The sequence below is a fragment of the Klebsiella sp. 28 genome (assembly GCF_018223905.1).
Taxonomy (GTDB): Bacteria; Pseudomonadota; Gammaproteobacteria; order Enterobacterales; family Enterobacteriaceae; genus Klebsiella; species Klebsiella pneumoniae.
This window is the reverse complement of the sequence record NZ_JAGRQY010000123.1, coordinates 1-19,818: the sequence shown is the minus strand read 5'-3', so window position 1 is coordinate 19,818 and position 19,818 is coordinate 1. Positions and strand designations below refer to the sequence as shown.

The window sequence follows — 19,818 nt, the reverse complement described above, 5'->3', positions numbered from 1 at the left end:
GCTGCCGGCGGGTCACTCAGACGTCTGAACTGCGGGAGGCGATGACGGAGAGCATCACCTCCGATACCCTCACTCTGGTAGAAGTGATGCTGCCGAAAATGGATATCCCCGATTTCCTGCGCGCGGTGACGCAGGCCCTTGAGGAGCGAAACAGCCGCGTTTAATCGGTATGCCGTTTGGCAATCATCAACGGTCTCCCGGCCAGCAGCAGCCAGGCCGGGAGCATCACCATACACAACAGCGGCAGCAAAGTCGTATCCGGGACCACCACGGCGGCCATAAACAGGCTCAACCAGCCGTCGCGAGTGACGACCAGCACCATGCCGAGGATCGCGCAGGAAACGGTGATTGCCGCCGGCACCGCGTCAACATGAGCATGCAGCATCAGCCCCAGCGCTACCCCGACGAACACCGCCGGGAAAATTCGCCCGCCGCGAAAGCCGCTGGCTGAGGCAAGAACCAGGGCCGCCAGTTTGACCAGCGCGATAAGCAGAAAATCCGCGGCGGTTAGCGTCTGGCTGAAGGCCAGCTGCTGCATCTCATCCAGCCCTTTAAATAGCGTTAAGGGCCCGCCTATCGTCCCCACGATCCCCAGCAGCAGCCCGCCGATGCCGAGGGTCAGGATTGGATTTTTCAACCGATGCATCAGGGCATGCAGTCGCGGCAGACACCAGACGGCCACCATGCCGACGGCGATAGCGATCAGGGCGACGATAATACCGCTGAGAATATCAACGAAGCGCATCTGACCATAGTGCGGGATCGGCAGCGAAAAATGGGGATGGAAAAACAGACCCGTCGTCAACGCGCCGGCGGCGGCGGCGAGGAGGGGAGCAAAGAGGCGATCCCACAGTGGCGTATCGTTGCTGCTATTGAGGGTTTGCGAAAAAATCAGCGCGGCGGCAACCGGGGTACCGAAGAGGGCACCGATGGTGCCTGAGGCCGCGAGGATGGTCCAGTCCAGCGAGCTGACGCGCGGAAACAGACGGGAGCCGACGGCGACAGCCAGCGCGATATTCACCACCATAATCGGATGCTCCGGGCCGAGGCTGACGCCGCCGGCGAGGCCGAGGATCAGCGCGGCCAGGAGTCCGGGCAGCGCGCCGGTGGCAATGGGAGCGCCGATTAACGACTCGGTCGCTGGATCCGGCCCGGCGTGCCCGGGGCTGTAACGAATGACCAGACCCACCGCGATGCCTGTCGCCGTCAGCATGGCGATGATCCACAGCGGGCTGTCGGCGCTCACCCCCAACTGCGCGGGCAGATTGCTCCACAGCACGCGCTGCAGCAGCGCGGCAACCTTCATCGCCACGATCAGGATCAGGCTGCAGGCGATGCCTATCAGGATGGCCGGCACCGACAGGATCAGCATTGTTCTGGCGCGAGGATGGAGCATGGAAATGTCCTTGTAAAAGTGCTGGAGCACTACTTTGCCTTCGTCAGCGGAGACCGTCGATGCAAATGGTGCTGAAACGATAAAGTTAAGGTGACATCTGATATCCGGCGCGTCCTTTACAGGCTACCTTGCATAGATTACAAACTAAATGTGACCTGTGTCGCTAAACAAGGGGCGTCTGCGCGTTGGACGTTGTTGTTAAGCCGCCATGAATTTACAGTGTGCCAAAAGATTTATTTTGACTTTAGCGGAGCCGTAACGGAATGACAAAATTTGCTTTAGTAGGAGATGTCGGGGGGACCAACGCCCGCCTGGCGCTATGTGATCTGGCGAGTGGAGAGATCTCTCGCGCAAAGACCTATTCCGGGCTCGATTACCCCAGTCTGGAGGCAGTGGTGCGCGTCTACCTCGAGGAGCACCAGGTAACGGTCAACGAAGGTTGTATCGCCATCGCATGCCCGATTACCGGCGACTGGGTGGCGATGACCAACCATACCTGGGCTTTCTCTATCGCCGAAATGAAGCGTAACCTCGGCTTTGCCCATCTGGAGATAATTAACGATTTTACCGCTGTTTCAATGGCCATTCCGATGCTGAAAGCTGAGCACCTTATTCAGTTTGGCGGCAGTGCGCCGGTAGCGGGCAAACCGATCGCCGTTTATGGCGCCGGGACCGGGCTCGGCGTGGCGCATCTGGTCCACGTTGATAAGCGTTGGGTCAGCCTGCCGGGCGAAGGCGGTCATGTTGATTTTGCCCCGAACAGCGAAGAAGAAGGGATCATTCTGGAAGAGCTACGCGCCGAGCTGGGGCATGTTTCCGCAGAACGCGTGCTCTCAGGTCCCGGGCTGGTCAACCTGTATCGCGCGATTGTCAAATCGGACGGCCGACTTCCGGAGAACCTGCAGCCGCGTGAGGTGACCGAGCGAGCGCTGGCGGACAGCTGCACCGACTGTCGTCGGGCGCTGTCGCTGTTCTGCGTCATTATGGGACGCTTCGGCGGTAACCTGGCGCTGACCCTAGGGACGTTTGGCGGGGTGTATATCGCCGGCGGCATCGTGCCGCGCTTCCTGGAGTTCTTTAAAGCCTCTGGTTTCCGCGGCGGTTTTGAAGACAAAGGCCGTTTTAAAGCTTATGTTCAGGATATCCCGGTTTACCTGATTGTGCATGATAACCCAGGCCTGCTGGGCTCCGGCGCGCATCTGCGTCAGACGCTGGGCCAGGTGCTTTAAGCATTCTTCTCCCGGGCTACCGTCGTAGCCCGGATGGCGGCGCTTTCCGCTCTCTACAGATTCATCAGCTGGCGAAACTCTTTCACTTTACTGCGACTGACCGGAACCTGAAACTCCAGGTCACGCAGGCGCAGCACATAGGTGTTGTTGAACCACGGCTCAATTTCCCGAATTTTGCTGAGATTTACGCAATACGAGCGGTGGCAGCGGAAGAAATGCGCGGTGGGCAGTTTGCTGCAGAATTCAGTAATGTTCATCGGCATGACGAATGACTCCCGGCGGGTATAGACGAATGTCATCTTTTCATGCGCCTCGGCATAATAAATATCATGAATACTGGTGACGATGATCCGCTCATCTTTGATCAGATTGATGGTGTCGTTTTCCCGTGGCGCCGCGCTGGCTAATCCTGAAGCAGCGTTATTTTGCTGCTGCCAGGCGGTGGTCAGCTTTTGCAGCATATTGATGATGCGCGACTCCTGGTAAGGTTTCAGGATGTAGTCAAATGCTTCCAGCTCAAAGGCTTCCACCGCATGTTCTTTCCACGCGGTGATAAAGACGATAAAAGGTTTATGGGCAAACTGGCTGATGTTTTGCGCCAGCAGAACCCCGTCGAGCGACGGAATATTGATATCGAGAAAGATGGCTTCGACCTTGTTGTGCTGGAGAAATTTCAGCACGTCCAGGCCGTCGTCAAAGCTGCCGACGATCTCCATCTGGCTATGGGTGTTAATAAGCCAGGAGAGCTCCTGCTGGGCCAGAAACTCATCCTCCACAATGATAACTTTCATCTTTTCTCCGCTCATGACAACAGCGACTCCGTCAGCGCCTGCGGCGTAGAGTTATTGGGGACATAAAAGGCGATTTCGGTTCCCGGCGTCAGATTGCGGATATGCAAACCCTCGCCGTAGAGAAGTTTCACCCGATGATGCACATTGAGCAGGCCGATTTTGTTACCCGGCATCTCATCGGCTTCCACGCGGGCGACCACGGCGGGATCGATACCGTTGCCCGTATCGCGAACGCTGATGCGTACCCGATTTCCGCACTCGTTAATGCCGATCGTCACCACGCCTTTGCCTTTACAGGGTTGAATACCGTGAACAATGGCATTTTCCACCAGCGGCTGGATAAGCAGGCTCGGGATCACGCAGCTGACGTCGTCGTCAATATCGTAGATGACCGTCAGCTTGTCGCCGAATCGCGCCTGTTCAATAGCGATATAATCTTTGATCTGATACAGCTCTCGTTTGATATCAATCTGCTCATCGTCTTTTAATTCGATGTTATAGCGCAGGTAGCGCGACAGATTAAAAATGAGCTGGCGCGCGGTGTCCGGATTAAGGCGAATCGAGGAGGAGATCGCGTTCAGCGCATTAAATAAAAAATGCGGGTTAATTTTGCTTTGCAGGGCGCGCAGCTCCGCTTTGTTGGCCATCTCCCGCAACTGTTCGGCGCGGGAGACTTCCAGCTGGGTGGAGATTATTTGCGACAGGCCAATCGCCATCTCCTGCAGCGTCGAAGTGATGCGATGGGCGTGGCAGTAATAGATTTTTAGCGTGCCGGTCACCACCCCTTTTTCCCACAGCGGGATCACCATCAAGGAGTGGATCTCCGGGGTACGGTGGGCTTCGTCATTGTTTTTTATGATGATTTTCCCATAACGAATCGCCTGCCGGGTGGTGGGGCTAATCATATCGTCGTGGCGTTGATAGTTGGCTTCACCGACGCCCACGTAGGCCAGCACGTGCTCGGTATTGGTGATCGCCACCGCGTCGGCGGTAATGTCGCGGCGGATAATCTCGCAAACCTGGCGCAGAGAATCGCTGTTAACGTGTCGAAACAGCGGCAGGGTTTTGTTGGCGATATCGAGCGCCAGTTTCGCCTGCCGCGCCGCGCTGGCCTCCTTTTCCCCTTCAACGCTCTGCACCAGCAGCACGATAAAGCCGATGCAGACGCTGCCGAGGATCATCGGGATACCAATTTTCGAAACAATATCTACGCCGAGACTCAGGGAAGGCGCCCAGACCACCACCAGGATCATGGTCAGAGTTTCACAAATCATCCCCGCCAGAATGCCGATTTTCCACCGTTGTTCGCGGGCCACTTTACGATTAATCAACCCCGACAGCAGGCCGGCGACAATGCTGGTGATAAAGCAGGGCACCGCGGTCACGCCGTCGATATCAATCAAATAGCGGTGCACGCCGGCAATCGCCCCGACAATCGCGCCCACCCAGGGACCAAACAGGATCCCACCGGACATCACGGCGATAATGCGGACGTTCACCAGGGACCCCTCAACCGGGACGCCGGACCAGGTACTAAATAGCGCGAACAGCGAGAAAATGGCTGTCACCGCCAGCAGCTCTTTCGGAGTATGGGCCGACTTATGCAACAGTTCGCGGAACAGGCGCAGGCGAATAAGGAAAAAGAGGCAAATAAGCATCAGGGCCGCACGATCATAGACCGCCAGCATCATAGTAAAGATTTCGTGCATGGGTGCGCCGCGTCAGTGGCCAGAAAGGGACATGATAAAAAACCTGACGGCAGAAGACCAGCCGTGGAACCATAAAGCGGAAAAGTCGCACTTTTTAAAGGGGATTAATTAAAAAGCATCGCGATAGCGGCGGTCTTCGCCATTAACGATAATATTCTGTGTTAAGAAAGATATCAGTGTGTTACCACTTTTATACAACCCGGGATTATTCCGCCAATGAACTGCCGCATTTAGCGCAGTCGATACCCGTTTTATATGCCAGGGAATATTTTTTAACGGGCCTCTCGACAACATGAATTTTTTCAGGTTATTTTCTAAACGAGCCGCAACAGCGGCAGCGTCGCTCGGACGGTCCGGGCGCTAACGTTAATTAGAGGAACCTATGGCTGAATCCAGTCCTGAACGCCGTTTTACGCGTATCGATCGTCTCCCTCCGTACGTTTTTAACATTACTGCTGAACTGAAAATGGCTGCGCGTCGGCGCGGCGAAGATATTATCGATTTCAGTATGGGTAATCCCGATGGCGCGACGCCGCCGCATATCGTGGAAAAACTCTGCACCGTTGCTCAACGGCCTGACACCCATGGTTACTCTACCTCGCGGGGGATCCCGCGCCTGCGTCGCGCCATTTCACGCTGGTATGAAGAACGCTATAACGTCGATATCGATCCGGAATCGGAGGCGATCGTCACCATTGGTTCGAAAGAGGGGCTGGCGCACCTGATGCTGGCGACGCTGGATCATGGCGACACCGTACTGGTGCCGAACCCCAGCTATCCGATTCATATCTATGGTGCGGTAATCGCCGGGGCGCAGGTGCGCTCAGTGCCGCTGGTGGAAGGGGTGGATTTCTTCAACGAGCTGGAACGCGCCATCCGCGAGAGCTATCCGAAGCCGAAGATGATGATCCTTGGCTTTCCCTCAAATCCGACCGCGCAGTGCGTCGAACTGGATTTCTTTGAAAAGGTTGTCGCTCTGGCGAAGCAGTATGACATTCTGGTCGTCCACGATCTGGCCTATGCCGATATCGTGTATGACGGCTGGAAAGCGCCCTCCATCATGCAGGTGCCCGGCGCGCGAGATGTCGCCGTCGAGTTCTTTACCCTGTCGAAAAGCTATAACATGGCCGGCTGGCGCATTGGCTTTATGGTGGGTAATAAGACTTTGGTGAATGCCCTCGCTCGTATCAAAAGCTATCATGACTACGGGACTTTTACTCCGCTGCAGGTGGCGGCGATAGCTGCGCTGGAGGGCGATCAGCAGTGCGTGCGCGATATTGCCGAACAGTATAAGCGCCGTCGCGATGTGCTGGTCAAAGGGCTTCATGAGGCCGGCTGGATGGTGGAGTGTCCGAAAGCGTCTATGTACGTGTGGGCGAAAATACCGGAACCTTACGCCGCCATGGGGTCGCTGGAGTTTGCGAAAAAGCTGCTTAATGAAGCGAAGGTTTGCGTCTCGCCGGGGATTGGCTTTGGCGACTATGGTGATACCCACGTCCGCTTCGCGCTGATCGAGAACCGGGACCGTACGCGCCAGGCGATCCGCGGTATCAAGGCGATGTTCCGCGCGGATGGTCTGCTGGCCTCCGCGAGCTAGCGCTGCGGGCAGCACGGCAAAATAAAAACGGGAGCATGAAGGCTCCCGTTTTTTTTGACACCGCTGCAGTCTAGATCATCAGGGCAAAAGTACCGGCCCAAACGATGACCATAAAAGAGAGGCCCATAAAGAAGTATTTCACGACTCATCACTCCACGCGCTTGTGCGACGTTCAAATGAATTAATTGTTCTGTTTTTCAAGGGCTGTCGCCAGTGTAACTTCACCCTGCAGCAGCCCGTAATTCTGTGCGTTTAGTGCTCCAGATGGCGCTAATGTACGCCTAAAAAATCAGGGAAACAAGAGGCATTTTTTTATTAATTTTTAGTTACTTACGAGTGTCGTGATTCGGCGACACATTAATTTCACAGGGTAATAAATTTAGCGCCAGCGACGCGAAGGAAACGGGTTTTAGCGATGGGGCGGGCGGAGAAGGCCAACGAGAGCGCGCGGCATTATCTTTGCCACGCGCCGCCGTCGGTTCAGGGCAGGTCTGAGGCGCGCTGTCGCCACTCGGCCGGGTAGTGTGCCGGGATAAAGCGCAGCGTCAGCGCCATGAGTAGCAGGACGCAGATCGCATGCCAGGACCAGTCAAGCGTGTAGTTCCCGCTCAGGCTACGCAGCAGGCCTGAAAGCCAGGGCGACAGACCGGCGATGATAAATCCGATCCCCTGCATAAAGGCTACCAGCCTGCCGGCCACCGCCGGTTGTCCGGCGTGATCCAGCGCCAGCACCAGGCACAGAGGAAACGCGCCGCCCAATCCCACGCCGCAGGCAATGGCCCAGAGCGCAGAGAAATGCTCTGGCAGCCAGATAAAGCCGCAGAAGCCAATCAGCTGTAGCGCCAGCGCTAGCAGAAGAATCTGGCGCCGATCCTCCTGGCGAGCCAGCGCCGGGAGCAGCAGCGCGCCGGCGGTTTGCCCGACGGTCAGCAGCGCCAGCAGCGAACCGCTGTACTGGGCGCTGTCGCCTAGCTGGATGTAGTAAGGAGGCAGCCAGGCGATCAGGCTGGCGTAACCGGCATTGATCAGTCCGAAATAGAGTCCCAGCGTCCAGGCGCGGCGCTGGCCAATAATCGCGACCCGGGAGGAAGCGCTGGTCTGATGCGGTGCGCGAGGCAAATGCCGACAAATCGCCAGCCAGCTGAGCAGAGCCAGGAGCGCAGGGAGCGCCCACCAGGCTAGCGCATCATGCCAGGCCGCGCTATGTGACGCCAGCCATGGGGTGAACGCGGCGCCTAACCCGCCGCCGCCCATCAGCGCCGCTGACCATAGTCCCATCACCAGCGGCGTCCGTCGGGGAAAGAGGTGCTTAATTACCGCCGGGATGGCGGCCTGAATAATGCCGATGCCAATTCCTCCGGCCAGAGCGCTGGTGAGCAGTAAGCCACTATTCGGGGCGATTTCCCGCAGCAGGGCGCCTGCCGCGATAATCAGCAGGCTCAGCGCAATACTGCGCTTTTGACCGATATAGCGATCGACCCAGCCAGCGGCCAGCGCCAGCACCCCCATCGCGATCACCGGCAGCGCGGTCAGGAGTGCGGCCAGGGTATAGCTCATGCCGCTGGCTGCGCGGATGTCCGGCAGCAAAGGACCAATGGAGGTAAGCAGCGGCCGCATATTGATCCCAGTCAGTACCAGGACTGCCAGCGTCAGGTTCTGTCGCAGCGCTGGTGTCATGACTGCCGTTCCGCCCAGCGCTGATAAAGTTCAGTTCCTTCCGGCTGCGGGCGATGATGGATCGGCAGCGTTTGCTGGGCCAGCGGCTGCTGCAGCTGCTGATAAATCGCGGCGGTCGAGAGCTGAAAAGGCTCCCCGTCCTGATTGCTATTGGCGAAAAACACTTCCCGCACGCCGGTTAAATAGAGCGCGCTCAGGCACATAGGGCAAGGTTGTCCGCTGGCATAGATGACGCATTCGCGCAACGCCGCGCTTCCCTGTCTGGCGGCAAGATCGCGAACGGCGTTCAGTTCGGCATGCGCCGTTGGGTCACCGCTCAGATGAAAGGTATTGACGCTTTCAGCGACAATCTCATCATTCCGCACCAGCACGGCGCCGAAGGGGCGCCCACCGTCAGCAATGTTTTGTTTTGCCAGCACTAATGCGCGCTGAAGATAACGATCGTGAGCGGACATAGTCACTCCTGCATAAAACGATGTTAAAGGTGAAATATGTTGAGGGTCGTGCGAAGAGGGTACGTCTCTTGTTTTATAAGTTAAAAGACTTATTTATGATAATGCCTATTGGAATTTCTTATAGGTGGGCCGATGCTTCTGCGCCAACTTTCCTACTTTATCGCTGTGGCTGAACATTGTGGCTTTTCCCGCGCCGCCGCGGCGCTGCATGTCTCCCAGCCTGCGCTGTCACAGCAGATACGCCAGCTGGAAGCGATGCTGGAGGTTCAGCTTTTCGACCGCTCTGGCCGACGTATTCGCCTGACCGATGCCGGTGAGATCTGGCTGGAGTATGCCCGTCGCGCGTTACGCGACCTTGAGGAAGGTCGGCGCGCCTTGCATGACGCAGAAGATCTCCAGCACGGTAAACTCCGCATTGCTATGACGCCAACTTTCACTACCTATATGCTGGGCCCGCTGATGGAGGCGTACTACCGACGCTACCCTGGAGTAAAAGTGCTTATCCAGGAGATGAACCAGGAGCGGATGGAGGCGATGCTGCTGGAGGATGAACTGGATGTGGGGATTGCCTTTGACGACAGCCGGTCACAGGAAATTGTGGTTCAGCCGCTACTGACGGAAACGCTTGCGCTGGTGGTGAGCCGTGCGCATCCGCTGGCAGGAGAGCGCGACTTGCAACTGCAGGCTCTCGACGCCCAGCCGCTAATTTTACTGAGCAGCGAGTTTGCTACCCGCGAGCAGATTGATCGTTATTGCCGCCTTCATCGGCTCGAACCAGACGTGCGGATGGAGGCCAACTCCATCGGGGCCGTTCTGTCGGTTATTCGAAGCACAACGTTAGCAACGCTGCTGACGGCGGCGATCGCCGGGCAGTTTGATGATGTGGTGGCGATTGAGCTAAGACCTGCGCTGCTGCAGCGCACGGCCTGTTTATTGCAGCGGCAGGGCGCCTGGCAGAGCGCCGCAGCGCGCGAATTCATCACCCTGGCCCGAGAGAACGCGATAACGATTGAGCAGGAAAACCGCCAGTCCCTTGCCTGAAGGACTACGTTACTCGCCGGCGAACTGCGACTCACGGCTGGCTTCGCTGCCGATATCACCTTCATCGGGCTGGGCATTCTCTATAAGCATGCCTTCTTCCTTAAGCCTTTCCAGCACGTGATGAAAGAGCTGAGTCTTGTCTGGCTCAGCCATATTCTGCAACTTCTCATTAAATACAGTATGGGACTGAACAAGATAATGGATAAATTCCAGCAATACCTCACTTTGCGGCAGGACGGTTAATTCCTGCTGGATGTAACGGGTTTGATCCAGTAGCGGATTTTTCGTCACGTCCATAGGCCGGGCGCTAATACTGTGGGCGTATATTTTCTCAATGGCCTGGCTGGTGATATAGATGCGGTTCAATGATATCGAGGGGCGTTCGTCTTCCTCTGGAATGAAATGACAATAAACAAATGGTTTATCCGGCAGCATCATGCTGAGGCGGTTTTCGAAAAGAATATCATCTGGCGCCTCCAGCAGCGCCATTAGGTTCCGACAGTGTGGATGCCAGAGCCCTGAAGCAAATACCTTTACGTTGAACTGGGTTACCGTATTTCCGCGCAGGGTTTCCATCGTCGGAATATCGCCTTCAAGCCGCAGAATGCTGCGGATATGGGAGTGTTGCGACCAGACTGTTTCTCCTGCCTCGACTGAGGTAAATGGATTAAACGCGCTGGTTACCTCTTTTTCCTGATGGGAGAGGACGGCGATTTTTAATATTCCCGGCGTTGGGTTAAGCTTAAGACATAGATTGATTGCGCCTATATCATGCCAGTGAAGAATGTCTTCCAGTTCGCAGTTTAATAATTTTTGCGCCCGCGCCAGAGAGCAATACTCCATTGGCGGTAAATTATTTAGCTTCCAGATATTCCGTTCTGTAATATTCATAAGAATTGTATGTCGATGAAAAAATAAATCGCCATGGTGAGCAAAAGTGTCAATGACAATGATTTATTTTTTCTGCTGACTTCCTTTACCTGATTAACAAAATCCATTCACATTGAGAATAATATATCGATAAATTGGCTGTTTTTATTGTTTTGCTGCCGCATATTTACTCTTTCCCGTTATCTTATCATCTCTTATTCGTAGAGAAAAATAGTTTGCTGAATATAAGCGTTTCTTCCTGTTTAGCAGCAATATTTAAGGTGAGTATGAGCGGAGCACGAAAAAAGGGACGGTCAATTTGGCAAACTTTGTGGTCGGCAGGAAGTATCAAACAGACGCCTGCGGCGCCTGTCGAACCTACCTGTAGTTATTGCGGCATAGACAGGAAGCGGTCACCCGGTTGCGCGATGGCATACCAGGCCATCATTTCGGCAGTGCCCGGCTGGCCTTCAGCTGGCGCCCAGGCCATAGTGTCCATTTCGGCAAGCGGTTGATAAGCGCCTTGTTTGACTTCAAATACCATGCCGCCTGCGTCGAGCGAGAGCACCGTATGCCAGGTGCCAGCCTCCATTTCCAGCGCCGTACAGGTTTCACCCAGCACCACCCGGTTGGTGACCACGCCGTGGTCATCAAAATTCAGCACCACAAAACGGCCTTTCAGCGGCAGTAAAAGTTCGAAAGTATGCCTGTGCCGGTGGGGGCGGATATAGGTGCCGGGTTCCATGGCGATGGCCAGACGCTGTATCGGGTCGCTTAGTTCGGGATGAAAATTGCGATGGGCACGCAGGCGCGGAGCACTGGCTGCCGCTTCGCTCTGCTGCTGCATATCGCTGAGGGTGATCTGTTTCATATCAACGCCTGGCTCCTTTGTTGTCCGGAGAAGATTACACCGGGGTAGTGGCTTGTGACTGTTTAAGCCAAGGGGTATTGTACGCAGAATTGCGATACATGTGTCTACATCATCGGTAACAGATGATACCGTCACATCGTTACATCATGCAGGTAGCTGTAGAAATGTGAAAGTAAGTCATTTGTTTGTTGAGTATTAGTGTAAATGTGCTCAATACATCTTTTGTTATAACTCTTCATACTGCTATATCAATATAGTTATTAACATTGATGCTCTTAATATATCAATCTGATTTAAAGCAAGTTTATGGCGATTAATTAAGTCATTAAGTGATGGTTTTACGGTGTGGGGTATTTTAATGTTATGTGATTTTTATCTTTAATAATTGATGTAATTATCATTCATTATTGATATGAATTATTGCTGTATTTGTTTTGTAGTTTTACTAATAGTAGGTGGCTTGCTGTTTTGTTCAGCGTTGTTTTATCATTGTGCCTTATTAAGTATAAGGCGAAAATGCGTATGATAATTAACTAAGGAAAAAGACAAAAGTGGCTGATACGTTCCAGAATGAAGTCCCCAGGGCGCGCATTAATCTCAAATTATCTCTTCATACCGGCGGCGCGCAAAAGAAGGTCGAACTGCCGCTGAAGCTGCTTACCATTGGCGATTTTAGTCATGGTAAGGAAAACCGGCCTTTATCGGAAAGAGAAAAAATCAACGTCAATAAAAATAATTTTAACAGCGTACTTTCGGAATTTAGCCCGGAAGTTAACCTCTCGGTGCCGAATACGCTGGCCGGCAATGGCGAAGAGGAGAACGTCAGACTGCGTTTTACCGACATCAAAGATTTTGAACCGGAGCAGGTTGCCCGGCAAATTCCGCAACTCCGCGCCATGCTGGCGATGCGTAATTTATTACGCGATCTCAAATCCAATCTGCTCGATAACGCCACTTTCAGAAAAGAGCTTGAGGCAATCCTGAAAGATCCGGCGCTGTCCCAGGAATTACGCGACGAAATGAGTGCGCTTGCCCCGAAATAAGTGCGGGGCAAGTCTGTTAATGGATTAACCGGGAAAATGCTAATGTCTGTTACCACAGAAAACGCCCCTGTTCAGGGGCAAACCACGCTGCAGGAAAACAGCGCGGGCGAGGGCGTTTACGCCTCGCTGTTTGAAAAAATTAATCTCACCCCGGCGTCTTGCCTCGGGGATATCAACGACTTTCTGGACGATGCCGCGCTCTCCGAGGCGCCGGCGGCGGAACGTCTCACCGCGGCGATGCAGGTGTTTATGGAACGCATCCGTCAGTCCGGCCAGCGGGTGGAAAAGCTCGACAAAACGCTGATCGACCACCATATCGCCGAGCTGGATTTCCAGATAAGCCGTCAGCTGGACGCGGTGATGCACCATCAGGAGTTTCAGCAGGTCGAATCCCTGTGGCGCGGCCTCAAACAGCTGGTGGACAACACCGACTATCGGCAGAACGTCAAAACGGAGATCCTCGACGTCGCCAAAGACGATCTGCGCCAGGACTTTGAGGACGCGCCGGAGCTTATCCAGAGCGGCCTGTACTGGCACACCTATACCGCGGAGTATGACACTCCCGGCGGCGAGCCGATCGGCTCGGTGATCTCGGCCTATGAGTTCGACGCCAGCCCGCAGGATGTGGCGCTGCTGCGCAATATCTCCCGCGTCTCTGCGGCCGCCCATATGCCGTTTATCGGCGCCGTCGGCCCGGCCTTCTTCCTGAAAGAGACCATGGAAGAGGTGGCTGCCATTAAGGATATCGGCAACTACTTCGATCGTGCGGAATATATCCGCTGGAAGGCGTTTCGCGAAACCGACGATGCCCGCTACATCGGTCTGGTGATGCCGCGCGTGCTGGGTCGTCTGCCGTACGGTCCGGACACCGTGCCGGTGCGCAGCTTCAACTATGTCGAGCAGGTGAAAGGTCCGGACCACGAAAAGTATCTCTGGACCAGCGCGGCGTTCTCCTTCGCATCCAATATGGTGAAGAGCTTTGTCAATAACGGCTGGTGCGTGCAAATTCGCGGTCCACAGGCCGGCGGCGCGGTGAAAGATCTGCCCATCCATCTGTACGATCTGGGCACCGGCAACCAGGTGAAAATTCCTTCCGAGGTGATGATCCCGGAAACGCGGGAGTTTGAGTTCGCCAGCCTGGGCTTTATCCCGCTGTCGTACTACAAAAATCGCGATTACGCCTGCTTCTTCTCGGCCAACTCCGCGCAGAAACCGGCGCTGTACGATACCGCCGACGCCACCGCCAACAGCCGTATCAACGCGCGTCTGCCTTATATCTTCCTGCTGTCGCGCATCGCGCACTACCTGAAGATGATCCAGCGCGAGAATATCGGCACCACCAAGGACCGGCGTCTGCTGGAGCTGGAGCTGAACACCTGGGTGCGGAGCCTGGTGACCGAAATGACCGACCCCGGCGACGAGCTGCAGGCCTCCCATCCGCTGCGCGATGCCAGCGTGGTGGTGGAAGATATCGAGGATAACCCGGGATTCTTCCGCGTGAAGCTGTACGCGGTGCCGCACTTCCAGGTCGAGGGGATGGACGTCAATCTGTCGCTGGTTAGCCAGATGCCAAAGGCGAAGGCGTAGGTTCGGACGATGATGAAAACGGAACGTCCGTTGTGGGGCCGGGGCATTATGGTGTCGCCTCAGCATTTTCAACAGCAGGCTGCGTATGCAGCCTGGACTGCGGAAGTGATTGCCCGGATGGGTCTTAACCACCCCTGGGGAGTGGTTGAGGCGACCTTCGAACCAGAGATGCTCAAACTGGGCCGCCTGCAGGCTCACAGGCTGCAGGTCCGGTTCCAGGATGGCACGATGATTGATACGGACAATGCCGATGCGCTGCCGTCCGCGCTGTCGCTGGACGGCGCATCCGGCGAGGCGGTGATCGTGCTGGCGCTGCCCCTGATGCAGGCGAATGGCGGCAACTGTCTGAAGCCGGAGGAGGTGGCCGAAAGGCCGGCGCGCTTCCGCCAGCGCTGGCGCGATGTCCGTAACCAGTTTGGGGATGATACCCGGCAGATTGCCGTCATACAGCCGGAGCTGACCCTCCGCTTCGCCCACCAGGACAACAGCGATTACCTGACCTGTCCGCTTGTTCGCCTGCAGCGGGACTCGCAGGGGGCCTGGCTTATCGACGAGACGTTTCTCCCGCCGCTGCTGCAGATCCAGGGCAGCCGCTGGCTGGCGACGCAGCTTGAACAGCTGCTCATCCAGCTCCGGGCTCGTCTGACGCGCCTGATGGCCATGCGTCGCGAAAGCAATGAACGGATGGCTGATTTTGCCGTAGCCGATGTCTCTCTGTTCTGGTTGCTGAATGCGCTGAACAGCGCCGAGCCGGTGCTGGGGTACTTTCTGCGTTACCGGCAAAGCCCGCCGGAACGCCTCTACCCGGAGCTGGCGCGCCTGGCTGGTAGCCTGCTGACCTTTTCGCTCACCCATCAGGCGAATGCCGTCCCGTTCTATCAGCATGACCAGCTGAACGCGGTTTTTCCGCCGCTGTTTGATTTACTGAGCGACCTGCTGGAGGCGAGCCTGCCATCGCGGGTGGTGGCGATTGCGCTGGAGCATGATGTCCGGCTGCACTTCTGGCAGGCGCGTCTGCACGATGCCCGGCTGCGGGAAGGGGCTGATTACTACCTGTCGGTTCGTTCGTCGGTACCGGTCGCCCAACTGCAGGAGCAGTTTCCGCGCCAGTGCAAAGTGGGCAGTCCGGATCATGTCAAAGCCATCGTCAACTCCTCGCGGACAGGGGTGCCCCTCACGCCATTGCGTCATGTGCCGGCGGCGATCCCGCTACGTCTGGAAAATCAGTATTTCAGCCTCGATGTGTCCCACCCTCTGGCGACGGAAATGCTGCAGAGCGGCACCTGTATGTTTTACGTCCCGGGGATGCTCGGTGAGCCTGAACTTGAACTTTTTGCGGTACTACGAACGTGAATGAGCCTAAACGCGGCAACGCCGCGTCCATTGATATTGATGCGCTGCTGCAGAACACCTGGCTGCAGGTTATCAGCCTGCGCCACGGCCCGCAGTTCCGCGATGAGGAAGGGTACACGCTATGGCAGCGCTGTATTGCTGATGTCGAGCGCGTGCAACATGAGCTGAAGGCGAGCGGGCTTGATGACGCCAGCTGTCAGCATATTCTCACCGCCCAGTGCGCGCTGCTCGATGAAGCCGTGAAAGGTCGCGGCGTGGAGGATGAGGCCTGCCTGCAGTGGTATGACATTCCGCTGCAGGGGCACTTCCTCGGCACCATGGACGCCGGCGACACCCTGTGCGAGCGGATGCGTGATGTGTTGCGTGAGCCGGCGCCCAACCTGGCCGTGGTCACCTGTTTTCAGCGGGTGATGCTGCTGGGTTTTATTGGCAGCTTTCGCTCCCTCCACGACCCCGAGCGCCTGAAGCTGGTCAACGCGCTCGGTGAGCGTGTTCCTCCTTTTCAGCGCCCGGCTACCGCTCCCGTACTGGTAGAGAGTCGCGCCGGTCTGGGGATAAGCGGCTGGCTGGCCCCATGGCCGGTACGTATTGGCCTGAGCGTGGTGGTGGTACTCGCCCTGTGGTGGGGACTCAACCACTGGCTCGATCACCTGCTGCTGACCTTGTTACCGGGGGAGGTGAAATGAGCCCCGCGCAGCAGCGTGGGCTGGCGCTGTGGGCCAGTCTGCTGAGTGCGCTGGTGTGCCTGCTATTTTTGCCGGTTCCCCGCTGGGGGGCGTGGCTCATTCTGCTGGTCACGCTGGCCCTGATCATCGGGATCTGGCGCATCGCCAGTCGTCGTACCGGACGTAACGTCGCATCAACCCTGGACCCTCTCCCGGAGGGCGCTTATCGCCAGCCGGTGGTCCTCGTTTGCGGCGACCTGCCGTGTGTCTGGCCGCCAGCGTCACCGGTGCGAGTCGTCAAACAGGGCTGCTGGATCCGCGTGGAAAAGACGGAGGAGCTGCAGCAGGTCGCGCGCCAGGTATTGAGCCAGCGGCCGGAATGGGGGCCTCAGCTGTCGGTGCTGCTCTGCGTCTGCCCGCAGCGGCATGCGCAAAGCGATGCGCTGACCAGCGCTCTGCTGGCCCTGCGCTGGCAACTCAGCCAGCTGCGTCAGCAGACGGGGTATGCCGTACCGCTGGCGCTGCAGGGGCAGGTGGGCAGCGCGATGAGTCGCGACCTGTTGTGGCAGGCGGCGATACCGGGTGAAGCGGTCAAAGTCTGGCAGCCCTCCTGCGCCCCCTGTTCCGTACCGGCCTGGGTAAGCGCCGGTGGGGCGGCCGCGCTGGAGCAGCAGGTGCTGATGAACAGCCTGATGGGCTGGTTTGAACAGCACGTCCATGCCGTGTTGACGGAAGAGAATACCGACCTGCCACCTCTGCCCCCTGCGGCCGTGCTGTGGGGCCTCGGGCCCTCGCTGCCTGGAAGTCTGGCATCGTCGGCCTGGACGACGTGGTTATCCCGACATAGCGGCCTGTCGCGGGTAGCTGGCTGGCAGCCTGGCGAGAGCGACACCGGGGACGCTTCAGCTTTGCCGGAATTCATCCTGCCGCAGTTACCGGCGGGACGGGGACTCACGCCACGAGGCTGGGCCTGGCGCGCGGCGCTCGCGATTTTCACCCTCGCGGCTGTCGCCGCGCTGCTCAGCAGTGGCTGGAACAATCGACAACTGCTGCAGCGCGTGGGCGTCGATATTGCCCGTTATGAGCGGATTGCGATGGATGATTATCGACCAAAAGCCAGCGCTGTCAGGGTGCTGCGTGAAGATGCCGCGCTGCTTGATAGCTGGGCGCGTAACGGCGTCCCGCTGCGCCAGAGTCTGGGCTTGTATCACGGGGAGCAGATTCGCCTGCCGTTGCTGGAGGCGATTCGCGGTTACGTGCCGCCTCCACCGCCGCCCAGGCCGGTGCAGCGCGTCGCGCCGAACGTCATCCGCCTTGACAGCATGTCGCTATTCGATACCGGGAAATGGGTACTGAAGCCTGGTTCGACAAAGCGGCTGGTCAGCTCGCTGATGGACATTAAGGCCAGGCCCGGGTGGCTGATTGTGGTGGCGGGCCACACCGACAGCGTGGGTGAGGAAAAAGCCAACCAGCTATTGTCGCTGAAACGTGCGGAATCGGTCCGCGACTGGATGCGCGATACCGGCGACGTGCCGGACAGCTGCTTTGCCGTTCAGGGCTATGGCGAAAGCCGACCAATTGCAACAAACGATACGCCGGAAGGCCGTGCGCTGAACCGTCGTGTCGAAATCAGTCTGGTGCCGCAGGTAGACGCCTGCCGGTTACCGGACCAACCCTCTGCGTCATCCCAGGATGATGGCGCTTCACTACACAATGGAGAGTAATTCCATGGCAATTCCTGTTTATCTTTGGCTGAAAGACGACGGCGGCGCGGACATTAAAGGGTCTGTCGACGTTCAGGATCGTGAAGGCAGTATCGAAGTGGTGGCTCAGGAGCATAACCTGTACATCCCGACCGATAACAACACCGGCAAACTGACCGGCACGCGTATTCATACGCCGTTCCTGTTCACCAAGGAGATCGACTCCTCCAGCCCCTACCTGTACAAGGCGGTGACCACCGGTCAGACCCTGAAGTCCGCCGAGTTTAAGTGGTACCGAATCAACGATGCCGGCCAGGAAGTGGAGTATTTCAATACCAAACTTGAGAACGTCAAGGTGGTGAAAGTGAATCCCCTGATGCACGACATCAAAAACCCCGCCTACGAGAAGCACAACCATCTGGAACAGATTGAGCTGCGCTACGAGAAGATCACCTGGACCTATAAAGACGGCAACATCATTCACTCCGATAGCTGGAACGAACGCGCCACCGCGTAATTGCCCGTCATATTTCGCGCCGCTGGCGCGCAGGCGACGTTCGCTCATCCCGGCCGCATCGTTATCTCTGCGGCCGGGGATTATTGCGGGCGATCGCCTGATGCGGGCAGCGTTTCTCTGCCCGCCGTTTTTTGCTGAGCGCCTGAGATACGGGGTCTCAGCAAAGAAAAACACAATCTGTCTGCCTGACCTTGTGCGCTTGGGGTTCCTGTTCAGGAACAGCGACGGGCGGTAGCGTGTCCGGAAACAATAAGAGAGGATCTCATGGAAAATCCAGCCAGCCTGTTACGCCGTCTTAATCCCTGCTGTGCCCGCGCAATGGAGGGGGCGGCCTCCCTGTGCCAGACCCGGGCGCATGCCGAGATCCTGCCCGAGCACTGGCTGCTTAAACTGCTTGAACAGGGGGAAGGCGATCTGACGGTGCTGGCGCGGCGCTATGAATGGGATATGGATGCGCTGTGGCAGGATCTGCTGAGCTGGCTGGATAAACAGCCGCGCTCGGTACGTCATCGTCCCCAGCTCTCTGACCATACCCTGAGGCTGATGCAGGAGGCCTGGCTGATTGCCTCTCTCAGCGGCGAAGCGCAGATCCGCAGTGTTCACCTGCTGATGGCGCTGGTTGAAAAACAGAATCTGATCCAGTGCGATGGCCTGTGGCCGCTGTTAACGCTGGGCCAGCGTCAGCTGGAACGCCTGCGCTCCTTGCTGGATGCCCAGTCCGACGAACGTCCGCCAGCGCAGCAGGAAGCGGCGCTGGCGCAGCCCCATGGCGGGGACGTGGAATTTGTGGGGCGTCCTGCGGGCAGCGAACTGAATGCGGATGGGCTCAACCCGGCGCTGCAGAACGCGCTGGACAAATTCACTCTCGACGTCACCGCCAAAGCCAGAGACGGCCAGATTGACCCGGTGTTCGGACGCGACACGGAAATCCGCCAGATGGTGGATATTCTCTCCCGTCGGCGAAAAAACAACCCGATCCTCGTCGGTGAGCCGGGCGTGGGCAAGACCGCTCTGGTGGAAGGCCTGGCGCTGCGCATTGCCGAAGGCAACGTCCCCGACGCGCTGAAGCCGGTGTCGGTGCGCACCCTTGACCTCGGTCTGCTGCAGGCCGGCGCCGGGGTCAAAGGCGAGTTCGAGCAGCGGCTGAAAAATATCATTGAGGCGGTACAGCAGTCGCCTTCGCCGGTGCTGCTGTTTATCGACGAGGCGCACACGATCATCGGCGCGGGTAATCAGGCGGGCGGCGCGGATGCCGCCAACCTGTTGAAGCCGGCGCTGGCCCGGGGCGAGCTGCGGACCATCGCCGCCACCACC

At 57.3% G+C, this 19,818-nt stretch carries 21 protein-coding genes; 12 read left to right on the top strand and 9 right to left on the bottom strand.

Going from position 1 to position 19,818, the window contains the following annotated elements:
- A partial coding sequence (locus KHQ28_RS29285; protein ID WP_228298282.1) for a hypothetical protein occupies positions 1-164 on the top strand: 164 nt, incomplete at its 5' end.
- On the opposite strand, the gene KHQ28_RS20420 is transcribed toward KHQ28_RS29285, so the two are convergent.
- A complete protein-coding gene (locus KHQ28_RS20420) occupies positions 161-1,396 on the bottom strand; it encodes an ion channel protein (protein WP_004154521.1) in 1,236 nt (411 codons plus the stop codon). The genes KHQ28_RS29285 and KHQ28_RS20420 overlap by 4 nt on opposite strands.
- Before the next feature lie 263 nt (positions 1,397-1,659).
- Here KHQ28_RS20420 and glk point away from each other — a divergent pair, with 263 nt between their 5' ends.
- Positions 1,660-2,625 carry a glucokinase gene (gene glk, locus KHQ28_RS20415; protein ID WP_002913377.1) on the top strand — a complete coding sequence of 322 codons (966 nt, stop codon included), beginning with the start codon at positions 1,660-1,662 and terminating at the stop codon, positions 2,623-2,625.
- Positions 2,626-2,678: 53 nt separating this feature from the next.
- On the opposite strand, the gene KHQ28_RS20410 is transcribed toward glk, so the two are convergent.
- Both KHQ28_RS20410 and KHQ28_RS20405 read right to left on the bottom strand, forming a co-directional pair.
- Positions 2,679-3,416: a LytTR family DNA-binding domain-containing protein gene (locus tag KHQ28_RS20410; protein WP_032419440.1), complete on the bottom strand. Its 738-nt coding sequence runs from the start codon at positions 3,414-3,416 to the stop codon at positions 2,679-2,681.
- A gap of 11 nt (positions 3,417-3,427) precedes the next feature.
- Positions 3,428-5,125, bottom strand: coding sequence for a sensor histidine kinase (locus KHQ28_RS20405; protein ID WP_032418581.1), 1,698 nt, complete (start codon positions 5,123-5,125; stop codon positions 3,428-3,430).
- On the opposite strand from KHQ28_RS20405, the gene KHQ28_RS20400 reads away from it, so the two are divergent.
- Positions 5,124-5,237 (top strand): hypothetical protein, encoded by a 114-nt coding sequence (locus KHQ28_RS20400; protein WP_004153200.1) that lies wholly within the window; start codon positions 5,124-5,126, stop codon positions 5,235-5,237. The two genes, KHQ28_RS20405 and KHQ28_RS20400, sit on opposite strands and share 2 nt — an antisense overlap.
- Here KHQ28_RS20400 and KHQ28_RS20395 read toward each other — a convergent pair.
- The gene (locus KHQ28_RS20395) at positions 5,234-5,419 is read right to left on the bottom strand and encodes a phytanoyl-CoA dioxygenase (RefSeq protein ID WP_004188912.1); all 186 of its coding nucleotides are present in this window, start codon (positions 5,417-5,419) and stop codon (positions 5,234-5,236) included. The two genes, KHQ28_RS20400 and KHQ28_RS20395, sit on opposite strands and share 4 nt — an antisense overlap.
- A gap of 88 nt (positions 5,420-5,507) precedes the next feature.
- Here KHQ28_RS20395 and alaC point away from each other — a divergent pair, with 88 nt between their 5' ends.
- Complete coding sequence (gene alaC / locus KHQ28_RS20390; protein ID WP_002913372.1) at positions 5,508-6,722, top strand: alanine transaminase; 1,215 nt, start codon at positions 5,508-5,510, stop codon at positions 6,720-6,722.
- A gap of 70 nt (positions 6,723-6,792) precedes the next feature.
- Here alaC and ypdK read toward each other — a convergent pair whose 3' ends face one another.
- The 3 genes from ypdK to KHQ28_RS20375 form a co-directional block, all read right to left on the bottom strand.
- Complete coding sequence (gene ypdK, locus KHQ28_RS20385; RefSeq protein WP_099119320.1) at positions 6,793-6,864, bottom strand: membrane protein YpdK; 72 nt, start codon at positions 6,862-6,864, stop codon at positions 6,793-6,795.
- A gap of 338 nt (positions 6,865-7,202) precedes the next feature.
- Positions 7,203-8,399, bottom strand: a complete 1,197-nt coding sequence (locus tag KHQ28_RS20380; protein WP_032418582.1) for a cyanate transporter — start codon at positions 8,397-8,399, stop codon at positions 7,203-7,205.
- Positions 8,396-8,854: a nucleoside deaminase gene (locus tag KHQ28_RS20375; RefSeq protein ID WP_032418583.1), complete on the bottom strand. Its 459-nt coding sequence runs from the start codon at positions 8,852-8,854 to the stop codon at positions 8,396-8,398. The genes KHQ28_RS20380 and KHQ28_RS20375 overlap by 4 nt, the downstream gene beginning before the upstream one ends.
- Positions 8,855-8,986: 132 nt before the next feature.
- Between KHQ28_RS20375 and cynR the strand changes: the two genes are divergently transcribed.
- Positions 8,987-9,895 carry a transcriptional regulator CynR gene (gene cynR, locus KHQ28_RS20370; RefSeq protein WP_032418584.1) on the top strand — a complete coding sequence of 303 codons (909 nt, stop codon included), beginning with the start codon at positions 8,987-8,989 and terminating at the stop codon, positions 9,893-9,895.
- A 9-nt stretch (positions 9,896-9,904) separates the two neighbouring features.
- Here cynR and KHQ28_RS20365 read toward each other — a convergent pair whose 3' ends face one another.
- Positions 9,905-10,786: a hypothetical protein gene (locus tag KHQ28_RS20365; protein ID WP_032417382.1), complete on the bottom strand. Its 882-nt coding sequence runs from the start codon at positions 10,784-10,786 to the stop codon at positions 9,905-9,907.
- A 367-nt stretch (positions 10,787-11,153) separates the two neighbouring features.
- Positions 11,154-11,636, bottom strand: coding sequence for a WbuC family cupin fold metalloprotein (locus tag KHQ28_RS20360; protein WP_004174945.1), 483 nt, complete (start codon positions 11,634-11,636; stop codon positions 11,154-11,156).
- 551 nt (positions 11,637-12,187) lie between these two features.
- On the opposite strand from KHQ28_RS20360, the gene tssB reads away from it, so the two are divergent.
- The 7 genes from tssB to KHQ28_RS20325 form a co-directional block, all read left to right on the top strand.
- Complete coding sequence (gene tssB, locus KHQ28_RS20355) at positions 12,188-12,679, top strand: type VI secretion system contractile sheath small subunit (RefSeq protein ID WP_004176434.1); 492 nt, start codon at positions 12,188-12,190, stop codon at positions 12,677-12,679.
- 42 nt (positions 12,680-12,721) lie between these two features.
- Complete coding sequence (gene tssC / locus KHQ28_RS20350; protein ID WP_004190552.1) at positions 12,722-14,266, top strand: type VI secretion system contractile sheath large subunit; 1,545 nt, start codon at positions 12,722-12,724, stop codon at positions 14,264-14,266.
- A gap of 9 nt (positions 14,267-14,275) precedes the next feature.
- Positions 14,276-15,619, top strand: a complete 1,344-nt coding sequence (gene tssK / locus KHQ28_RS20345; protein WP_020323830.1) for a type VI secretion system baseplate subunit TssK — start codon at positions 14,276-14,278, stop codon at positions 15,617-15,619.
- Positions 15,616-16,305: a type VI secretion system protein TssL, short form gene (gene tssL, locus KHQ28_RS20340; protein ID WP_020323825.1), complete on the top strand. Its 690-nt coding sequence runs from the start codon at positions 15,616-15,618 to the stop codon at positions 16,303-16,305. The genes tssK and tssL overlap by 4 nt, the downstream gene beginning before the upstream one ends.
- On the top strand, positions 16,302-18,008 hold the full coding sequence (locus KHQ28_RS20335) for an OmpA family protein (RefSeq protein ID WP_020323828.1): 1,707 nt from the start codon (positions 16,302-16,304) through the stop codon (positions 18,006-18,008). Before tssL ends, KHQ28_RS20335 begins: the two co-directional genes overlap by 4 nt.
- Positions 18,009-18,012: 4 nt before the next feature.
- A complete protein-coding gene (hcp, locus tag KHQ28_RS20330) occupies positions 18,013-18,504 on the top strand; it encodes a type VI secretion system effector Hcp (protein WP_002902160.1) in 492 nt (163 codons plus the stop codon).
- Positions 18,505-18,768: 264 nt separating this feature from the next.
- Positions 18,769-19,818: AAA family ATPase (locus KHQ28_RS20325; RefSeq protein ID WP_211777665.1), on the top strand; the 1,050-nt coding region annotated here is incomplete at its 3' end.

Bases quoted from the DNA above. Each gene is read 5' to 3' on its own strand.
- KHQ28_RS20420 (WP_004154521.1), bottom strand. From the start codon at position 1,396: ATGCTCCATCCTCGCGCCAGAACAATGCTGATCCTGTCGGTGCCGGCC.
- glk (WP_002913377.1), top strand. From the start codon at position 1,660: ATGACAAAATTTGCTTTAGTAGGAGATGTCGGGGGGACCAACGCCCGC.
- KHQ28_RS20410 (WP_032419440.1), bottom strand. From the start codon at position 3,416: ATGAAAGTTATCATTGTGGAGGATGAGTTTCTGGCCCAGCAGGAGCTC.
- KHQ28_RS20400 (WP_004153200.1), top strand. From the start codon at position 5,124: ATGGGTGCGCCGCGTCAGTGGCCAGAAAGGGACATGATAAAAAACCTG.
- KHQ28_RS20405 (WP_032418581.1), bottom strand. From the start codon at position 5,125: ATGCACGAAATCTTTACTATGATGCTGGCGGTCTATGATCGTGCGGCC.
- KHQ28_RS20395 (WP_004188912.1), bottom strand. From the start codon at position 5,419: ATGTTGTCGAGAGGCCCGTTAAAAAATATTCCCTGGCATATAAAACGG.
- alaC (WP_002913372.1), top strand. From the start codon at position 5,508: ATGGCTGAATCCAGTCCTGAACGCCGTTTTACGCGTATCGATCGTCTC.
- KHQ28_RS20380 (WP_032418582.1), bottom strand. From the start codon at position 8,399: ATGACACCAGCGCTGCGACAGAACCTGACGCTGGCAGTCCTGGTACTG.
- KHQ28_RS20375 (WP_032418583.1), bottom strand. From the start codon at position 8,854: ATGTCCGCTCACGATCGTTATCTTCAGCGCGCATTAGTGCTGGCAAAA.
- cynR (WP_032418584.1), top strand. From the start codon at position 8,987: ATGCTTCTGCGCCAACTTTCCTACTTTATCGCTGTGGCTGAACATTGT.
- KHQ28_RS20365 (WP_032417382.1), bottom strand. From the start codon at position 10,786: ATGAATATTACAGAACGGAATATCTGGAAGCTAAATAATTTACCGCCA.
- KHQ28_RS20360 (WP_004174945.1), bottom strand. From the start codon at position 11,636: ATGAAACAGATCACCCTCAGCGATATGCAGCAGCAGAGCGAAGCGGCA.
- tssC (WP_004190552.1), top strand. From the start codon at position 12,722: ATGTCTGTTACCACAGAAAACGCCCCTGTTCAGGGGCAAACCACGCTG.
- tssK (WP_020323830.1), top strand. From the start codon at position 14,276: ATGATGAAAACGGAACGTCCGTTGTGGGGCCGGGGCATTATGGTGTCG.
- KHQ28_RS20335 (WP_020323828.1), top strand. From the start codon at position 16,302: ATGAGCCCCGCGCAGCAGCGTGGGCTGGCGCTGTGGGCCAGTCTGCTG.
- hcp (WP_002902160.1), top strand. From the start codon at position 18,013: ATGGCAATTCCTGTTTATCTTTGGCTGAAAGACGACGGCGGCGCGGAC.